This is a genomic window from Xanthomonas arboricola pv. populi, from assembly GCF_002939945.1.
Lineage (GTDB): Bacteria > Pseudomonadota > Gammaproteobacteria > Xanthomonadales > Xanthomonadaceae > Xanthomonas > Xanthomonas arboricola_A.
The window spans coordinates 129,275-147,963 of the sequence record NZ_MDEB01000005.1; the positions used below are offsets into that span (position 1 = coordinate 129,275).

Below are 18,689 nucleotides of genomic sequence, written 5' to 3' on the forward strand. Positions count from 1 at the left end.
AAGCGGTTACAGCCAGCAAGCATTTCGCGGCCTTTTCCTGAATCGCAGATAAAAAAATCGCGCCAGAGGCGCGAAGTGGACATCGTAATTATTTGAATTCGTCGGCGAGAGAGAGAGAGCCTGACGTCGCCACCTGTCGTAGGGAAGCAACGAGGCATAGAGTAAAATTTGCACCAAATGGATGCATGACACAGTTGGTTGTGGTCCTTTGCTGAATTTGGCGTTTCGCGCGAATTGCGTGTTGCGTTTTTGTAGTCCTTGCATGCCGATGCGTGTTCTTGCCGATGAGTGTTCTTCCCGCTAATGCGATGCCATCGGGCCGGTTACGTGTCGGCCAGTGCGTGGTCGACGTCGCCTCGCGCGAAGTGCACGCGCCCGGCGCCAAGCGCGCCGCGCGCCTGGCACCGAAATCCCTGGCGGTATTGCTGACGCTGGCGCGGCAGCCGGGCCAGGTGGTGACCCGCGAGCAGCTGTTGGCCGAGGTCTGGCCCGACACCTTGCCGACCAACGATGTGGTGACCCAGGCGGTCACGCAACTGCGCAAGGCATTGGCCAGCAACGTCAGCCAGCGCTTCGAGCATATCGAAACCATCGCCAAGACCGGCTATCGCCTGCTGGCGCCGGTTGCGTGGGAGCAGCAGTCGGACAGTCCGGCCGATGTTGCCGCGCCTGCAACGGCTGCAACCGCATCGAGCAACGAGCCCGGCGAGCGCGATCACATCGCCGGCGTCACCGCCATTGCCGCATTGGAGCGCAGCCCGGCAACCCGGCAGACTCGACCACCGGTTCCGTCTGCGTCGGCTGCAGCGCGGCGGCGCCGGTGGATGGCCTTGGCAATGGCCAGCGTGGCCCTGCTGGTGGTGCTGGGGCTGGCGGCGCGGAGGCTGTGGATGCGCGCGCCAGACCGCGACGCAGCAGCGGCCTCGGCAGTGCTCGGCAGCCCCAAGCGCCCGTATCAGGTCATCACTGCAGGCGGCGGTTTCGATCTCACGCCCAGCCTGTCGCCGGACGGGACAATGGTGGCCTATGCCTCGCTGACCAGCGATCGCGCAGGCACCTCGATCCTGGTCAAGACCACCAACAACGCCTATCCGCGCGTGCTGGAGACGCCAGCGGCCGGCATCTCCGATCGGCTGCCGGCCTGGTCGCCGGATGGACGCGAGATCGCCTTCTCGCGACAGGCGCCCGATGGCAGCTGCCGCATCATGATTGCCGCCGCACACGGCCCGGCTGCCGCACGCGAGGTGGCGCGCTGCGACGGCGCGGACATGCTGAGTTTCAGTTGGTTACCGGACGGTCGTGCGCTGCTGTTCGGCAGCATGACGGGTGCGCACGGGGCGCCGCACATGCGTCGGCTGGATCTGGAAACCGGCCAATGGCAGCCGCTGAGCTACAGCGCGCAACCGACCGACTTCGACTACACGCCGCGCTATTCACCGGACGGGCATTGGATCGTGTTTGTGCGCAATCCGCAGCTTGGCGATCTGTGGCGCATACCGGCAAACGGCGGAACCGCCGAACGGCTGACCCACGACAATGCCGATATCCGTGGCTGGAGCTGGTTGCGCGACGGCAGCGGCCTGATCTTTGGACGCCGTGTGGACAGCGAAGCGCGGCTCTACCGGCTCGACCTGGTCGACCGCAGCCTGCATGACCTCGGTGTGGACGATGCGCAGGCGCCGGATGTGGCGCATGGCCATCTGGTGTTCGTGCAGCGCAAACCGCAATTCGGCGTATATCAGGTCATTCACGATCCCATGAATGGCGGCTACATCCGCCGCCGGCTGTTTCCTTCCAGCGGGCGCGACGACCAGCCGATGATTGCGCCGGACGGGCGCCAGCTGATCTTTGCCTCCAATCGCTCCGGGGCGTACGGCCTGTGGTGGGGCGATGTCGGCAAGCCTGGCTCGGTGCGGCTGATCGAAGGCCTGCGGCCGGATGCGCGCCAGGCCGCCGACTGGTCGGCCGACTCGCAACGTGTGCTGGTCAGCGGCAGCGATGCCCAGGGGCATGCGGCACTGTTCGAAGTGACCCCGAGCACGGGCAAGGCGCTGCGGCTACCGGTGGCGCAGGCGCGACCGCTGCAGGCGATTCATGTCCCCGATCCCGATCGGTTATTGGTGGTAGCTGCCGCCGATGACGGGCACACCTTCGCCACGCTCTACGACAGACGCAGCTCTCCATGGCGCGCGCTGGCGTCGCTGCAGGACGTCTCGCAGCTGCGGCTGGACCGCGTCAGCGGCCAAGTATTGCTGACGCGTCTGACCGGCGGTGGGCTATGGCAGGTCGCCCCGTCGCTGGCGGCCGACACCTTGCAGCCGGTCGATCCGCAGCAGCCATCGCGCTGGCGCTATCGCAGCTGGGCGCCTGGCGCGCGGGGTCAGCTTCATTACCTGTCGTCCACCGACACCTGCGCCACCTATGACAGCGACCTGCGCGGTGGTGACGGGCGGTGCCTGGATGTGGCCAAGTACACCACCATCAACGGTTTCAGCGTGGATCAGCGCAGCGGTGCGCTGTATGTGGCATTGGCGGAGGAAGATGGCAGCTCGATCGCCTTCATGCCGTTGCCGGAACGCCTGGCCACGCCTCTGGGGGTGATGTCCAACCTGTTGATCGTGCTGAGGAAAATCGCCTCGTAAGTTCTTCGGAAAGACTTCGTGGCAATTTCGGCAGACCTTCGTCGGAACTTCCTGACTCACGCCAGATTCGGCAAAACACTACGCCCTCTTTCGTACAGGGGGGCTGCCAACATGCAACAGGTCATCACCGCAGATCGCGGGCTCGCACTCTCATTGGATGGTGCCAGCGAGCCGACGTCGACGACCTGTCTGGCGGTCGCGCGCCTGGGCAGCATCCGCACCGCCGCCGCCACCTTCACGCTGTGGGTGCAATTGCGCGGCCGCGCCTGGGTGGAGTCCAAGGAAGGGCGCTTCCGTCTGCGCGCCGGCGACTGGATCGCCTTCGACAGGGAATCGCATCCCACCGTGCAGGCCGACCGTAGCGCGCTTTGTGTGGGCGTCAGCCTCGATGGCGACAGCCTGCAATCCCTGGCCGAGTTGACCGACGCCACGTTGTATCCGGGGCGCAGCCAGCTTTCGCGTGGCGATCTGCGCATTGCATTGCGCTTGTGGCGCAACGCGGCCGCACAGAGCGGGAGTGCGTCGGCACGCCCCTTGTTGCTGCACCTGGCTGCGATGCAACGCGACTTTATCGCGCAGGAGCAGCGCTGCCCGGGGCGTTCGCGCAGCCGTCGTCGTCAGGTCTTCGGTCGCATGCAACGCGCCCTGCTGTATCTGGAAGGCAACAGCGACCGCGTGGTGCGCATCGCCGAGCTGGCGCAACTGACCAATTTCTCCAGTTGGTATGTGTCCAAGACGTTCCAGAGCCTGTACGAGGAAAGCCCGCAGGCTCTGTCGGCGCGTCTGCGCCTGGAGCGCGCCTCCGACCTGCTGCGCGATACCTCGATGATGATCGGTGAGGTTGCGGCCGCAAGCGGCTTCGACAATTGCTGCAGTTTCGCGCGTGCGTTTCGCGCGCGTTTCGGTGTCTCCGCATCGCACTACCGCGACCAAACGACAAATCCGCCAGATTCGGCAAAGCCACGGAACGTGACGCGCAAAGCGACGATGTTCACGCAATCGTAATTTGCACGGGGGCGCTTAACGCGCCACTAACGAACCCTGGAGAGATTGATGAACCTTCGCACCTCCGCAGTGCGGCTGGGCCTGTTGCCCGCCGGTATTGCGATCGCGTTGACGCCGGCATTTGCCGCCAATGCACAAGAGCAGTCCGCCCCGTCGACCACGACGCTGGACCGCATCGAAATTACCGGCTCGCGCATCCGCTCGGTCGACGTCGAAACCGCGCAGCCGGTGTTCACCGTCTCCCAGCAGGACATTCAGAAGTCCGGCCTGGTCAGCGTTGGTGACATTCTTCAGAACCTGTCGATCGCCGGCACCCAGACCTATAGCAAGGCTGCAGTGTTGACCTCGGATCCGGAGCAGGGCGGCCAGTACGTCAACCTCTACAACCTGGGCGAGAACCGTACCCTGGTGCTGGTGAACGGCAAGCGTTGGACCAGCAGCCTGTCGGGCCTGACCGACATGTCGACCATCCCCAGCTCGCTGATCGAGCGCATCGAAGTCCTCAAGGACGGCGCCTCGGCAATCTACGGCTCCGACGCCGTGGCTGGTGTGGTCAACATCATCCTGCGCCAGAACTACGACGGCGCAGAAGCGTCGGCCTACTTCGGCCAGAACGGCCGTGGCGACGGCTCCAAGGAGCAGTACTCCTTCACCGCCGGCACCACCACCGACCGCGCCTCGCTGGTGTTCGGTGCCAACTACACCAACGAAGATCCGGTGTGGGCCAAGGATCGCGCGCTGACCCGTTACTCGGCCGGCCCGAACCATATCGAAGACAGCCTGAGTGCGACCGGTCCGTGGGGCCGCTTCACCTCCAATGGCGAAACCTACATCCTCAACCACACCGGTTCGTTCGACGGCCGTGGCGTGGGCGCGGATTCGCGCAACATCGCCAACTACCACAACGACATCACCACCGACGACTACTACAACTCCGTCGACCAGATGATGTTGCAGCAGTCCAGCCGCAACAAGTCCATCTTCACCACCGGCAGCTACAACCTGACCGACAGCCTGACCTTCAAGTCGACTGCGATGTACTCCGAGCGCGACTCGAACCGTCAGATTGCCGGCTACCCGCTGCAGGCTTCTTCGCAGCCGCAGTTCCCGGTGGCGATCAGCGGCGCCAGCTACTACAACCCGGTCGGCCAGGACATCACCAGCTGGTTCCGTCGTACGGTTGAACTGCCGCGCACCACCGAAAGCAACGTCAAGACCCTACACTTCGATGCGGCGCTGGAAGGCGTGTTCGACGTGGGCAGCCACGGCTGGAACTGGGACGTGGGCTTCAACTACAACAAGTACGATGTGACGCAGGTTTCGCGCGGCAACATCAACTTGCTGGCGCTGCAGAAAGCACTGGGTCCGTCGTTCCTCAATGCACAGGGTCAGGTGCAGTGCGGTACCGCTGCCAGCCCGCTGCCGCTGGGCACCAGCAACGCGCTGGGCCAGTGCACCCCGTTCAATATCCTGGGCGGCCCGTCGGCCTCCACACCGAACGCGCTGCAGTACATCAATGCATTGGGTCAGGCCACGCAGCAAAGCCTGAGCAAGCAGTGGACCGCCAACGTTACCGGTGGTTTGTTTGACCTGCCGGCCGGTGAGCTGGGCTTCGCTGCAGGCGTCGAACACCGTGAAATCAGCGGTTACGACTATCCGGATCAGCTGTCCAGCGCCGGTTACACCACCGATCTGGCCGCACAGGCAACCGAAGGTCGCTACCAGACCAACGAAGCCTACCTGGAGCTGTTGATCCCGGTGTTGAAGGATCTGCCGGGTGCCAAGGAACTGTCGTTCGACGTGGCTGCGCGTTACAGCAACTACAGCCGCTTCGGCGACACCACCAACAGCAAGTTCAGCTTCACCTGGAAGCCGATCGACGATCTGCTGGTGTGTGGTACCTACGGCACCGGTTTCCGTGCGCCGACGCTGTCCGACACCTTCGGTGGCGGTTCGCAGACGTTCGATACCTTCACTGATCCTTGCGATGCGACCTTCGGCTCGCTGGGCAACGCAGGCGTGGCAGCGCGTTGCGCAGGCGAAGGCCTGCCGGCGGGTTTCCGTCAGACCGATACCGCGGGCAACCCGGTGACGCGTCGCGACGTGCAGGGCAACGCTCCGTTCAATTCGGGCGTGGGTAATGCAGAGCTGGAGCCGGAATACAGCATCACCCGGACCGTGGGCATGGTGTACAGCCCGCATTGGGTGCAGGGTCTGGACTTCTCGCTGGATTGGTACCGCATTTCGATCTCCAACATCATTACGTCGCTGACGGCCAATGATGTGTTGAACAACTGCTACCTCAACAGCCTGGCCAGCTACTGTGCCGACTACGGTCGCGATGCGGTCACCGGTCAGGTCACCACGCTGAGCCGCGGCAACGTCAACCTGGGTCGTCTGGAAACCGAAGGCTACAACTTCGGCGTGCGTTATCGCATGCCGGAAACCGCGTACGGCAAGTTCGCTGTCAACCTGGACACCAACTATCTGGCGACCTACAAGTCGCAGGCAGAAGCCGGTGCCGAGTGGGCAAATGCTGCTGGCTACTGGAACTACCCGCGCGTGCGTGCCACCTTGGGTCTGGACTGGTCGCTGGGTTCGCTGTCGGCCAACTGGAATCTGCGCTACTACGGCGGTTTCCGTGATTACTGCTGGGATGCAGCCGCAGGCATCGAGTGCAACAATCCGAACTACCAGACCCCGAACCCGGCATGGGGCGGCGGCACCGGCTCCAACAAGAAGGGCTCGATCTCCTACCAGGACGTCTCTGTCACCTGGCAGGCTCCGTGGGATGGCAGCGTGACCGTTGGTGCCCGCAACATCTGGAACAAGCAGCCGCCGATCACCTACTCGATCACCAACAGCAGCACCGCTGCGATCGATCCGATGCTCGACTACGACCGCTTCCTGTTCGTGCAGTACAACCAGCGCTTCTGATCATCGAAGTGTCGTAAAGATTGAAAAAAAAACGGGCCGAAAGGCCCGTTTTTTTTGTTTTCGGATATTGAGTAAGGGGCAGGGCCTGGCAAACATTATCGCTGCCATGTGCGTCGTGTCTCTGCTTGCCTGACCATGTGTTGCGCCGTGCTGGGGCGACAAGCGTGCTTGATGGTTTGCTGCACGTCGCCGCGCGAGTCATGTTGCGATATCTGTGCAGATCGCAAGCGCCGTGATGCGTGCGCAGACAAGTCGCATTGCGCCATGTCTGCATTCGCGCGGTCGCAAACAGCCAAAGAAAAAGGCGCGACCAAGTCGCGCCTTTCCTGTTGCATCGATCTGGTGCCGCTCTCACGCCTCGGCCAGCCCCAGCAAGGTATCGGCCTGTTCGCGCCAGGCCGGCAGGCGTGTGAGCACACCGACCTTGGACAGGTACTCCTCGTCCACGGTTTCGCCGCTGGCCAATGCGGTCGCTACATGCACCGCGCCGGTTACCCAGAAACTGCGCAGGCTGGAGCGCTGCGGGTGGCGATGGAAGGCCACCGCTTCGATGATCGGCATCGGCAGGCCCCACAGACCGAGCAGATACGCGCCGGCTTCGGTATGGCCCAGACGATCGTCGCCGCCTTCCAGCGGCGGTTCGCGCTCGTCGCGCACGCCGGGCAACAACAGGCCGATATCGGCCAGCAGCGCGGCGGTGGAACCGAGTTCTGCGCTGGTGGGCGGCAACACCTTGGCCGCCAGTCGCGAAGAGAGCAGGGCGCGGCGCTGCATCGCATTGCGCTCGGCCGGGGTCAGCGTCTGCACCGAGAACACTTCGCTGGCCAGGACCAGATCGCGCAGCGTGGCCACGCCCAGGCGGGTCACCGCCGTGCGCAGATCGGTGATGCTGCGGCCGCCAGAGAAGAACGCGGAATTGCACAGCTGCAGCACCTTGGCCGCAATCGCCGGATCGCCGGCGATCAGCTTGGCGATATCGGCCGCGTCGGCGCCTTCGTCTTCTTCCAGTGCATGCATCAGGCTCAGATACAAGTGCGGCGGCGAGGGCAGTTTTTCGATCCGGCCGATCGCGGCGCGCAAGCGCGGATTGCCGAGCAGATCGCGCAGTTCTTCCAGGCTGGTAATGGCTTCTAGCAGGACTTCCGGGGCCAGCGGCATCGGCAGGAAGCGGTGCGCCACGCCAATGATGCGCGCCGGCGGCGTGCGCTGACCATCCTGGGCATCGATCAAGGCGATGCGGATGGTGTCCGGGCGCAGCGTACGGATCTGCCCCAGCAATGTGGCGGAAGTGAGATCCGGCAAGACGGGGGCGACGAGGACCGCATCGAACGGCGACAACGCAGCCGCTTCGATCGCCGAATTGCCGTCGGCCACCTGCTGCACCTGCCACTGATCACCCAGATCGGCGACATAGTCGCTCAGTTCGGACGGAAGGCTGGCTTCGTCCCCAACAAACAGAATACGCAAGACACTTCCCCAAGAGTCACCGGTGACAGACACCGGCCAAACGCTGTCGGCAATGTACCCAATCTGCCGCCGGCGGTCACCGGGATCACGCCAGAAGGCTGATCCCGATCGCCCCGCGGTTGCGGGGCTGCATCACGGTCGTTGGATCAGGGTGCGTCGGAATTATAGCGTTCCACCGACTCCACCAGGATGCGCTTGGCCTCGGCCGCGCCGCCCCAGCCATCCAGCTTGACCCACTTGCCCTTCTCCAAGTCCTTGTAATGCTCGAAGAAATGACCGATGCGCTCCATCCAGTGGCTGGACACCTGGTCGATATCCTCGATATGCGCGTAGCCGGAGAAGATCTTCTCGATCGGCACCGCCAGGATTTTTTCGTCGCTGCCGGCCTCATCGCTCATGCGCAGCACACCGACCGGACGGCAACGCACCACCGAGCCAGGTACCAACGGCAGCGGCAGCACCACCAGCACGTCGGCCGGGTCGCCGTCGCCGCACAGGGTGTTGGGCACATAGCCGTAGTTGCAGGGGTAACGCATCGGGGTGGACAGGATGCGGTCGACGAAGATCGCGCCGCTGGCCTTGTCCACTTCGTACTTGACCGGCTCCGAATCCTTTGGAATTTCGATGACGACGTTGATTTCTTCCGGCAGATTCTTGCCGGAGGTGACCAGTTCAAGACCCATGCGCGTAACTCCCGAGGCGTCATCTAGTGTGTGGAGCGCGATTCTACGCGTTCGGCTGTTGCGATGCAGCGACACTGAATGGGCAGTGTTCTGACCGACGCATGCGGCATAGCCCGCATTCATCCCGGGGAGCTTTCCGATCGTCGCGGACCGCGGCGCGGCGCACGCTGCAGACTCATCCACTGCTCGGGAACTGCCATGTTCAAGCCTGTGCGTTTGCTCGTTGTGCTGCTGCTCTCCGGTGCCGCCCAGCTCGCCACTGCGGCGACGCCTGCGCCACCGCCGACCTTCGTCGATGCGGTGGACTGGCCCGCCAATGGCGAAGGCTGGGAAGCCTTTGTCGATCTGGAGGAGCGGCTCGAGCACGACTTCGACCAGATCTGCGGCGACACCTTTTGCGGCGGCGAATTCAGCGACTACCAGCCGCTGCGCTTCCGCTGCTCGGTGCATCGGGTGAGCGGGGTGGTGCGCAGCTGCATCTGGACCTTCGGTGCCAGCGAGGTCAGCGTCGATTCCCACAGCGGGTACCTGCGCTCGGACAGTCGGGTCTGGCGCTGCACGGCGCCACTGAAGGATGGGACGCGTCTGGACGAGATGTATCGCACCCTGGCGGTGAACAATCCGCTGTTCGAGCCACTGCCCGGTGGCGCGCCGCCGATCTATGACGGCTTGATCGGTTGCCTCTGAGGACGTGTCACCGTAAGCGGTGGCGCTGTGTGCTGCCTGGCGCAGTGATTGCATCCGGGCAGGGCAGCGGGGCACGCGCGGCTTTGGCGATCGAGCTATGCAGCACGCCAGCATCGCAGGCCGCAGGCCAATGGGGCTTGCCGCAGTGCTCAGGTAAGCGCTGTAGGCAGTCGTAGGGCCTGGCGCGGCGTACGGGACCCGGGGCGTGAGTCGGCACGTTCCGGGTCCTGCCCCATCACCTTCGGCCGGCCCGCGGCTTGCGGCACGTCGTCCTCAAAGCAGCGGTACCAGTAGCAGGGCCACGATGTTGATGATCTTGATCAGCGGATTGATCGCCGGCCCGGCGGTGTCCTTGTACGGGTCGCCTACGGTATCGCCGGTGATGGCGGCCTTGTGCGCTTCGCTGCCCTTGCCGCCGAAGTGCCCGTCTTCGATGTACTTCTTGGCGTTGTCCCAGGCCCCGCCGCCGGTGGTCATCGAAATCGCCAGGAACAAACCGGTCACGATCGTGCCGATCAACAATCCGCCCAGTGCACGCGGCCCCAGCAGCAGCCCGACCACCACCGGCACCACCACCGGCAGCAGCGAGGGCAGGATCATTTCGCGAATCGCCGAGCGGGTCAGCATGTCGACGGCGCGGTCGTATTGCGGCTTGGCGGTGCCGGCCATGATCCCGGGGATCTCGCGGAACTGGCGACGCACTTCTTCGACCACCGCGCCTGCCGCGCGCCCCACCGCTTCCATCGCCATCGCGCCGAACAGATACGGGATCAAGCCGCCGATCAACAAGCCGATGATCACGGTGTGGTCGGACAGGTCGAAGGCGAAGACCTGGCCGGGATTGGCCGCCTGCAGGTTATGGGTGTAGTCGGCAAACAGCACCAGTGCGGCCAGCGCGGCCGAGCCGATCGCATAGCCCTTGGTGACCGCCTTGGTGGTGTTGCCCACTGCATCCAGGGGATCGGTGATGTTGCGCACCTCCGGCGGCAGCTCGGCCATCTCGGCGATGCCGCCGGCGTTGTCGGTAATCGGCCCGTATGCATCCAGCGCCACGATCATGCCGGCCATCGACAGCATTGCGGTCGCTGCGGTTGCAATGCCATACAGGCCGCCAAAATGAAATGCACCCCAGATTGCCGCGCACACCGCGATGACCGGCAGCGCGGTGGATTTCATCGAGACGCCCAGGCCGGCAATGATGTTGGTGCCGTGGCCGGTGGTGCTTGCGGCGGCAACGTGCTGCACCGGCTTGTACTGGGTGCCGGTGTAGTACTCGGTGATCCAGACGATCAAGCCGGTGAGCACCAGGCCGATCAATGCGCACATATACAACGCGGTGGCGCCATGCGTGTTGTCGCGCATCAGCGACTGGGTGATCGGCCAGTAGGCGAGCGCGGCCAAGACGCCGGAGACGATCACGCCCCTGTAGAGCGCGCCCATGATCGAGCCGCCCGCTTTGACCTTGACGAACGAGGCGCCCACGATCGAAGCGATGATGGAGACACCGCCCAGCACCAGCGGGTACAGCACCGCATGCGGCCCGGTTTCGGCCAGCGTCAGACTGCCGAGCAGCATCGTGGCGATCACGGTGACCGCATAGGTTTCGAACAGATCCGCGGCCATGCCCGCGCAGTCGCCGACGTTGTCGCCCACGTTGTCAGCGATCACCGCCGGGTTGCGCGGGTCGTCCTCGGGGATGCCGGCTTCCACCTTGCCGACCAGGTCCGCGCCCACATCCGCACCTTTGGTGAAAATACCGCCACCCAGGCGCGCGAAGATCGAAATCAGCGACGAGCCGAATGCCAGCCCCACCAGCGCATGCAGGTTGCGCTCCAGCGGCAGTCCCATCGCCTGCAGCAGCGCGTAATAACCGGCGACGCCGAGCAGTCCCAGGCCAACCACCAGCATGCCGGTGATGGCGCCGCCACGGAACGCCACATCCATCGCAGGGCCGATGCCATGGCGCGCCGCCTCGGCCGTGCGCACGTTGGCGCGTACCGACACGTTCATGCCGATATAGCCGGCCAGTCCCGACAGCACCGCACCGATCGCAAACCCGACGGCGGTGTACCAACTCAGAAACACCCCGACCAGGACGAACAACACGCCGCCGGCAATCGAAATGGTGAGGTATTGCCGATTGAGATACGCGCGTGCGCCTTCCTGGATCGCGGCGGCGATCTCCTGCATGCGTGCGTTGCCGCTCGGCTGCGCGATCACCCAGCGTGACGATACACCGCCATAGACGATTGCCAGGACCGCACACCCCAGCGCAAGTGGTAACCCGTAGTGTTCCAGCATGACCTCTCCCAGAGAATGGATGTCGTCCGGTCGGGACGAACCAAGGGCGATGCACGCAGCGAGTGGAGTGACGAGTACGGACTCGACGGCCATGGAGGCCGTAATGCGCGTCGCGATGTTCGGGTGGCCGGATTGCGGGCGAGTATGCGCCGCAGCTTGCGCCGCTGCCACCACCGCGGCTTTGGCGCGCTGTTCAGTCGCGGCATGACAGCCTGCGGCCAACGTGATCGAGCCGATCCAGGAGTGACGATGTCGAACCATGCCGCAAAATATGCCGTGACGATCGCTGCAGTCTTGCTCAGCGCCCATGCGCTCGCTGCCGAACCGACGCCGGAATTGAAGCAGCGTCCAGCCGGCACCGCGCAAGCGGTCGGCGCCGTGCACACCCTGCGCCAGATTCCCGAGGCCTGCGCGCGCCTGGAAGGCGTGTTCACCGGCAATGCTGCGCAGCCGTATACGTTGTCGGTGGTGCGCAGCAGTCCCGCCTGCCAGCCGCGCGCCCGCTTCGTGGATTTCGCCAAGGCCACTCCCAGCGTCGCATCGGGCTGGATCTTCAACGATGTGATCCGCGTCCCCAGCGCGGCCTGCCCCGCGCAGCAGGCGGTGGTGCGCGTCTGGCGCAAGCCGGTGGATGCCAAACCGCAGCTCGATGGCCAAGGCCAGTCGCGCATCTATCTGGAAGATGCAAAGCAACAGGCCGCCGCCGGAAAGATCCCGCAGGTGCCGATGTTTGCTGCGCAAATGACGGTGGAAGGCAAGGCCTGTCAGTAAGTCAGGCGTTCGCTTCGTCAACTCTATCAACGACAAACCCCGGCCAGGCCGGGGTTGTTTGTACGACGCTTGGCAGGACCGCGATGCATCGTCGCAGCGGCGCACATGCCAACCTGTGTCGTCAAACGCCTGGGCGATGAAGATAAGCGCCGTATCGATGTCCCGCATCCCTTGCTGCGATGCATGGCAACGGAAGGAGATGGGGGATAGCTGAAGCGTGTGTACGGGGCTGCAGCGTCAAGCAAGTCCTGCGGCCGGCCACATCGACGTTCACCCCTCCCACTTCGGCAGCTTCTTCGCCACCGCCATATTCTTCAACGTCACGTACTTGGGCAGGCCATCGCTGTCGTAGGTTAGCGGGGCTTCGCCCTTGATCAACGGGGCGAAGTAGCGGCGGGCGCGGTCGGTGATGCCGAAGCCGTCCTTGCGCAGGAAGCTGGGCGGCATCTTCTTCTCGTGATTGGCCACCTTGTGCAGCGGGGCGGGCACGATCTTCCAGCGGTACGGCGCGTCGCTGACGCGTTCGATCACCGGGATCACTGCGTTCATGCCCTTGAGTGCGTATTGCACCGCCGCCTTGCCGACGGCCTGTGCCTGTTCCCAGTCGGTCTTCGACGCCAGGTGGCGTGCGGAACGCTGCAGGTAATCGGGCAGCGTCCAGTGCACCTTGTAGCTGAGCTCCTGCTTGACCTGCGCAGCGAGAAACGAGGCCACGCCGCCGAGCTGCGCATGGCCGAACGAATCGGTCGCACCGCCGGCATCGGCGACGAAGCTGCCGTGCGCGTCCTGGATGCCCTCGCTGGCCACGACCACGCACCAGCCCACCTTCTCCACTACCTGCTTGACCCTGGCCAGAAACACGGCCTGGTCGTAGGCACGCTCGGGCAGCAGGATGATCTGCGGTGCGTCGTCCGGGCCCTGGCCGGCAAGGCCCGCGGCGGCGGCGAGCCAGCCGGCGTGGCGGCCCATCGCCTCGTAGATGAAGACCTTGGTCGAGGTGTCGGCCATGGCGGCGACATCCAGTGCGGCCTCGCGCACCGACACCGCGGTGTATTTGGCTGCCGAGCCGAAGCCGGGGCAGGTGTCGGTCACCGCCAGATCGTTGTCGATGGTCTTGGGCACGCCGATGCAGTGCAGCGGGTAGCCATAGGCCTTGGCCAGCTGCGAGACCTTCCACGCGGTATCGGCCGAGTCGTTGCCGCCGTTGTAGAGGAACCAGCGCACGTCGTGCGCGCGCAGCACATCGAGCAGGCGCTCGTATTTGGCGCTGTTTTCTTCCAGCGACTTGAGCTTGTAGCGGCACGAGCCGAATGCGCCCCCAGGGGTCTGCGCCAGTGCGGCGATCGCGGCTGCGGACTCCTTCGAGGTATCGATCAGATCCTCGCGCAATGCGCCCAGGATGCCGTTGCGTGCGGCCAGCACCTTGATCTTGCGCGCGCGCGCTTCGGTAATCACACCGGCGGCGGTGGCGTTGATGACGGCAGTGACACCGCCGGATTGGGCATACAACAAGTTGCCAGTAGACATAGGGGGACGGGCTCCTCACATGGGACATGGCGCAGGGGACAGTGCCGGGACATTCCCCGGATGCGGTAAGCTGCACGACCATACGGTCAGCGCTGGCGGAGACCTGAGTCTAACGCCGCCAACCGCAACGCGTTTTTATTCGAAAGTGGAGTCCACTGATGCGATTGGTTCTGTTGGGACCGCCCGGTTCGGGCAAGGGCACCCAGGCGACACGTCTCAAAGACAAGTTTGGGATCCCGCATATTTCCACCGGCGATCTGCTGCGCGCCGAAGTGGCCGCCGGCTCACCGCTGGGCCTGAAGGCCAAGGAAGTGATGGCACGCGGCGATCTGGTCTCCGACGAGATCCTGCTCGGCATGCTGGAGGCGCGGCTCGGTCAGGCCGATGTCGCCAAGGGTTTCATCCTCGACGGCTATCCGCGCAATGTGGCGCAGGCCAATGCGCTGGACGACCTGCTTGGCAAGATCGGTCAGCCGCTGGATGCGGTGGTGCAGCTGGATGTGGCCAGCGAGTTGCTGGTCGAACGCATCGCCGGCCGCGCCAAGGCCGAGGGTCGCGAAGACGATAATCCCGAGTCGGTGCGCAAGCGCCTGCAGGTCTATACCGACTCCACTGCGCCGGTGATCGGTTTTTACGAACAGCGCGGCAAGCTGGCACGCGTGGACGGAGTGGGCTCGCTGGATGAAGTGCTGGAGCGTATCGGCACCGCGCTCGGTCGCTGAGTCGGTTCGGGCCGGGCAGTGCGTCCGGTCCACCCAGTCGCGCTGGAAGCTGGCGCGGCTCTCGCAACGCATTGACTGCACAAAAGAAAAACCCCGGGCGTACAAGACGACCGGGGCAGAATAACGCCAGTAATGAGCTTGCTCAGAGCCCCGCAGCATGAGCTCCCTGGGGATTTGGCCTCTTGGGGAGTAGGACCAAAGGGTGCTGCGACTGGCGTTCAGCATGGTGATGGATGTGACGCAGTTCGCATATCGGGAAATTCCCTACAGTGTGGTAGGTGTTTCCTGACACTGCACTCGGCAATGAGGCGGAATGGCCGGCAACTCCGGCGATCGGCGACAATGCGCTCCATGACCAAACTCCACATCCTCGGCATCGCCGGGACCTTCATGGGCGGTGTCGCCGCCCTTGCGCGCGAGCTGGGCTGGCAGGTAGAGGGCAGCGACCAGGCCATCTATCCGCCGATGTCCACCCAACTGGAAACCCTTGGCATCGCGCTGGCACAAGGCTACGCGCCGTCCAATATCTCGGCAGATGCCAGCGATGTCGTCATCGGCAATGCCTTGTCGCGCGGCAACCCGGCGGTGGAAGCGGTGCTCGACGCCGGCCGTCGCTATAGCTCCGGTGCGCAGTGGCTGGCCGAGCAGGTGTTGCCGGGCCGCGACACGCTGGCCGTTGCCGGTACCCACGGCAAGACCACCACAACTACCATCCTGAGCTATCTGCTGGAAGCGGCCGGGCGCGCGCCGGGCTTTCTGATCGGTGGCGTGGCCGAGGACTTCGGCGTATCGGCGCGACTGGGCCAGGGACGCGAATTCGTGGTGGAAGCCGACGAATACGACACCGCCTTCTTCGACAAGCGCAGCAAGTTCGTGCACTACCGGCCGCTGGTGGCGATCCTCAATAACCTCGAGTACGACCACGCCGACATCTTCCCGGACGTGGCCGCGATCCAGCGCCAGTTCCATCATCTGGTGCGCACCGTGCCGGCGCGCGGGCGGCTGATCGTCAACGGCGAAGACGCGCGCCTGGCCGAGGTGTTGGCGATGGGCTGCTGGACGCCGGTGGAGCGATTCGGTTTCGATGCATCCCTCGACTGGAGCGCACGCCTGATCGCCGCCGACGGCAGTGCGTTCGCGGTGTTGCAGCGTGGGGTGGAGATCGGCCAGGTGCAGTGGCCGCTGGTCGGGCGGCATAACGTGCTCAATGGATTGGCAGCACTGGCGGCCGTGCATGCGGTGGGCGTGGATCCGGCGACGGTGATGCCGGCGCTGGCGCGCTTTCAGAGCGTCAAGCGGCGGTTGGAGCTGTTGGGGCAGGTACGCGACATCACTGTGTACGACGACTTCGCCCATCACCCCACCGCGATCGCGACCACCTTGCAGGGCTTGCGTGCGAAGGTCGGCGCGGCGCGCGTGCTGGTGGCGATGGAGCCACGCAGCAATTCGATGCGGCTGGGCGCGCATGCGCAGGCGCTGGCGCCGTCGTTGCGCGATGCCGATGCGGTGGTGTTTCTGCATCGGCCCGAGTTGGCCTGGGATGCCGCGCCGATCATCGCGCAGGTGCGCGGTGAGGCGCATGTGGCGCATGACGTGGAGGCATTGCTGCAGACGCTGGGTGAGATTGCGCAGCCGGGCGACCATGTGGTGTTCATGTCCAATGGCGGTTTCGATGGTGCGCCGCGTCGCTTCCTGGCGCAATTGTCCCGATGACCGACCTCACGACCAGCGCCGACACCAGCGGCTTGCCGCTGTTTCCGCTGCACAACGTGCTGTTGCCGGGCGCGGCAATGGGCTTGCGCGTGTTCGAACGCCGCTATCTGGATCTGGTGCGCGAGAGCGGCCGCACGGGCAGCAGCTTCGGTGTGTGCCTGATCCTGGATGGCACCGAAGTCGGCGTGCTGGCGACGCCGGCTGCATTCGGCACCGAAGTACGTATCGAGGATTTCGATGTCGGCGCCGACGGCGTGCTGGTGCTGCGCCTGCGCGGCACGCGTCGCTTTCATGTGCAGCGCTCGCGCATCCGCGACAACGGGCTGGTGGTTGGCGAGGTGAGTTGGTGCGAGCCCGACAGCGACGACGAACTGCGGCCCGAGCATGGCCTGCTGGCAACCGTGCTCGAGCGCATGCTCGAACAGGTCGGCGGCGAATTCGCCTCTGCCGGGCCGGAACTGCTGGACCAGGCGGCATGGGTCGGCTGGCGGCTGGCCGAGCTGCTGCCGTTGACCGAACAGCAGCGTCTGTCGCTGTTGCAGCAGGACGATCCGCATCTTCGCCTGGACCAGTTGCTTGCCTGGATGCCGTGACGCGGTGAGACAACCGCGCGCGTGACCCATCACCGCGCTTGCACCCTTGCAGCGGCACACTCGCCACGCTTGAGTGCGCTCACGATGGCATCCCTGCAGTGGATGTGCGCATTGGCGTCACTCGTTATCGATCCATGGAGTGTGCCTTGATCATCGATGTCAAACCGCGTGTGGCGGATGTGTTCAGTCAGGTCTGGCGGACCCTGGCGGTGTTGTTCGTGTGGGACGTGCTGATCACGATCATCTACTACGTGCTGCCGTTCCGCGCGCCTGCGTTGCCGCTGACCATCTTCGGTTCGGCGCTGGCGTTGTTCCTGGGCTTTCGCGCCAACTCGACCTATCAACGCTGGTGGGAAGGGCGGGTGCTGTGGGGCCAGATGATCAATGCATCGCGCAATCTGGTGCGCCTGAGCGTCAGTATCCTGTCCGCACCGGAAGCGGCAGCGCTGGGCCGCACCATTGCGCTGCGCCAGATCGCCTACGTCAATGCGTTGCGCTGCCAACTGCGGCGGCTTCCGGTGGCGATGGTGCTGGAGCCGCGTCTGCATGCCGACGAAGTGGCCGCGGTGATCACGCGCACCAATGTCGCCAATGGCCTGCTCGACACCACCGGGCGTAACGTCGAGCAGGCACGTCGCGATGGCTGGATCGACAGCATTCAACAAGCCAGTGTCGAGCGCATCCTGGTGGATATCGCCAACGCACAAGGCGGCATGGAACGGCTGAAAAATACGCCGCTGCCGTATCAATACCGGTTCTATCCGAACCTGTTTACGCGGCTGTTCTGCGTCTTGCTGCCGATCGGTCTGGTGGAAACGCTGCAATACGCAACGCCGGTGGGGTCGACCGTGGCTGGCCTGATGTTTCTGGCGGTGCTCAAGATCGGCGACGAACTGGTCGACCCGTTCGCCAATGCCATCCACGATCTGCCGCTGGACAGCATGTGCCGCACGGTGGAAATCGATGCACTGCAGGCGATTGGCGAGCAGGCGCCCGAGCCGATGCAGCCGGTGGATGGTGTGTTGTGGTGAGTGCGTCGCGCCTTGACCAATGCGGCTTGCGCGTCTCCAAACGGCGCTGAAGCGCAGGCTCTCGGTCATCTTGAGAGGTAATCGAACGGTGCGGATGCGTCGGTTGTAGAGCGGCTGATCTGCGGCTTGGCTGCAGGGGCCCTTGTCCGCCTACCATCGCGGGACACGCTGCAAGTACGTCCATGTAAGCTCTTATGCGGCATCCATGCCGCGTAAGGTCCCGCGACGGTATGCGGGCAAGGACCCGTCGAGATGGTCGGCGTGCATGGTGCAAGCAATGCATGAGGTGCCTTTACTTCGCTAGCTCACATGTAATTCTGCGACCCGCATCAGCAGGCCAATGCAACTCGCGAGACAGCCAGCTTTTTACGCAGCTACCGACCAACGTCCTGGGGCGGTGTCCTTGCCGATTGCGGGACCGTGTGGCGGCATGGATGCCGCCACCGAGCCTCCAGGGACGGATGCACGGCGTGTCCCGCGAGCGGTGAGGGCACCGCGCGCTCGACTCACCAGGCTGTTGACCCAAACAGTCGGCTGCATCCAAGCGACGCGAACGCGTTGCCGCCATCGATACAGCGTTCAAGACGTTTTATTAGCAGCTCTTATCTAC

Annotated in this window: 13 protein-coding genes; 9 read left to right on the forward strand and 4 right to left on the reverse strand. The window is 64.4% G+C overall.

The features are described 5' to 3' along the window. The first annotated feature begins 308 nt into the window (after nt 1–308). The 3 genes from XaplCFBP3123_RS14445 to XaplCFBP3123_RS14455 all read left to right on the forward strand — a co-directional run bounded on the left by XaplCFBP3123_RS14445 (nt 309) and on the right by XaplCFBP3123_RS14455 (nt 6,584). Nucleotides 309–2,642, forward strand: a complete 2,334-nt coding sequence (locus XaplCFBP3123_RS14445; RefSeq protein WP_104534676.1) for a winged helix-turn-helix domain-containing protein — start codon at nt 309–311, stop codon at nt 2,640–2,642. A 111-nt stretch (nt 2,643–2,753) separates the two neighbouring features. After that, nucleotides 2,754–3,647 carry a helix-turn-helix domain-containing protein gene (locus XaplCFBP3123_RS14450; protein ID WP_104534677.1) on the forward strand — a complete coding sequence of 298 codons (894 nt, stop codon included), beginning with the start codon at nt 2,754–2,756 and terminating at the stop codon, nt 3,645–3,647. A gap of 48 nt (nt 3,648–3,695) precedes the next feature. After that, nucleotides 3,696–6,584 (forward strand): TonB-dependent receptor plug domain-containing protein, encoded by a 2,889-nt coding sequence (locus XaplCFBP3123_RS14455; RefSeq protein WP_172453278.1) that lies wholly within the window; start codon nt 3,696–3,698, stop codon nt 6,582–6,584. Nucleotides 6,585–6,935: 351 nt separating this feature from the next. On the opposite strand, the gene XaplCFBP3123_RS14460 is transcribed toward XaplCFBP3123_RS14455, so the two are convergent. Both XaplCFBP3123_RS14460 and ppa read right to left on the reverse strand, forming a co-directional pair. After that, nucleotides 6,936–8,084: an HDOD domain-containing protein gene (locus tag XaplCFBP3123_RS14460; protein WP_172453279.1), complete on the reverse strand. Its 1,149-nt coding sequence runs from the start codon at nt 8,082–8,084 to the stop codon at nt 6,936–6,938. 113 nt (nt 8,085–8,197) lie between these two features. Next, entirely contained in the window at nt 8,198–8,734 is a 537-nt protein-coding gene (ppa, locus tag XaplCFBP3123_RS14465; protein ID WP_002804918.1) for an inorganic diphosphatase, read from the reverse strand. Between the two features lie 198 nt (nt 8,735–8,932). Here ppa and XaplCFBP3123_RS14470 point away from each other — a divergent pair, with 198 nt between their 5' ends. Continuing rightward, complete coding sequence (locus XaplCFBP3123_RS14470) at nt 8,933–9,421, forward strand: hypothetical protein (RefSeq protein ID WP_104534680.1); 489 nt, start codon at nt 8,933–8,935, stop codon at nt 9,419–9,421. Nucleotides 9,422–9,694: 273 nt separating this feature from the next. Here XaplCFBP3123_RS14470 and XaplCFBP3123_RS14475 read toward each other — a convergent pair whose 3' ends face one another. After that, nucleotides 9,695–11,722: a sodium-translocating pyrophosphatase gene (locus tag XaplCFBP3123_RS14475; RefSeq protein WP_104534681.1), complete on the reverse strand. Its 2,028-nt coding sequence runs from the start codon at nt 11,720–11,722 to the stop codon at nt 9,695–9,697. Between the two features lie 249 nt (nt 11,723–11,971). Here XaplCFBP3123_RS14475 and XaplCFBP3123_RS14480 point away from each other — a divergent pair, with 249 nt between their 5' ends. After that, entirely contained in the window at nt 11,972–12,493 is a 522-nt protein-coding gene (locus XaplCFBP3123_RS14480; protein ID WP_104534682.1) for a hypothetical protein, read from the forward strand. A gap of 270 nt (nt 12,494–12,763) precedes the next feature. On the opposite strand, the gene XaplCFBP3123_RS14485 is transcribed toward XaplCFBP3123_RS14480, so the two are convergent. Continuing rightward, nucleotides 12,764–14,020, reverse strand: a complete 1,257-nt coding sequence (locus XaplCFBP3123_RS14485) for a 6-phosphofructokinase (protein ID WP_104534683.1) — start codon at nt 14,018–14,020, stop codon at nt 12,764–12,766. 158 nt (nt 14,021–14,178) lie between these two features. Between XaplCFBP3123_RS14485 and XaplCFBP3123_RS14490 the strand changes: the two genes are divergently transcribed. The 4 genes from XaplCFBP3123_RS14490 (at nt 14,179) to XaplCFBP3123_RS14505 (ending at nt 18,079) form a co-directional block, all read left to right on the forward strand. Then, nucleotides 14,179–14,742 (forward strand): adenylate kinase, encoded by a 564-nt coding sequence (locus tag XaplCFBP3123_RS14490; RefSeq protein ID WP_104534684.1) that lies wholly within the window; start codon nt 14,179–14,181, stop codon nt 14,740–14,742. A 342-nt stretch (nt 14,743–15,084) separates the two neighbouring features. Then, nucleotides 15,085–16,455, forward strand: coding sequence for a UDP-N-acetylmuramate:L-alanyl-gamma-D-glutamyl-meso-diaminopimelate ligase (gene mpl, locus XaplCFBP3123_RS14495; RefSeq protein ID WP_172453280.1), 1,371 nt, complete (start codon nt 15,085–15,087; stop codon nt 16,453–16,455). Then, complete coding sequence (locus XaplCFBP3123_RS14500; protein WP_104534686.1) at nt 16,452–17,048, forward strand: LON peptidase substrate-binding domain-containing protein; 597 nt, start codon at nt 16,452–16,454, stop codon at nt 17,046–17,048. Before mpl ends, XaplCFBP3123_RS14500 begins: the two co-directional genes overlap by 4 nt. Before the next feature lie 146 nt (nt 17,049–17,194). Further along, nucleotides 17,195–18,079 (forward strand): bestrophin family protein, encoded by an 885-nt coding sequence (locus XaplCFBP3123_RS14505; RefSeq protein ID WP_104534811.1) that lies wholly within the window; start codon nt 17,195–17,197, stop codon nt 18,077–18,079. The last annotated feature ends 610 nt before the right edge of the window (nt 18,080–18,689 follow it).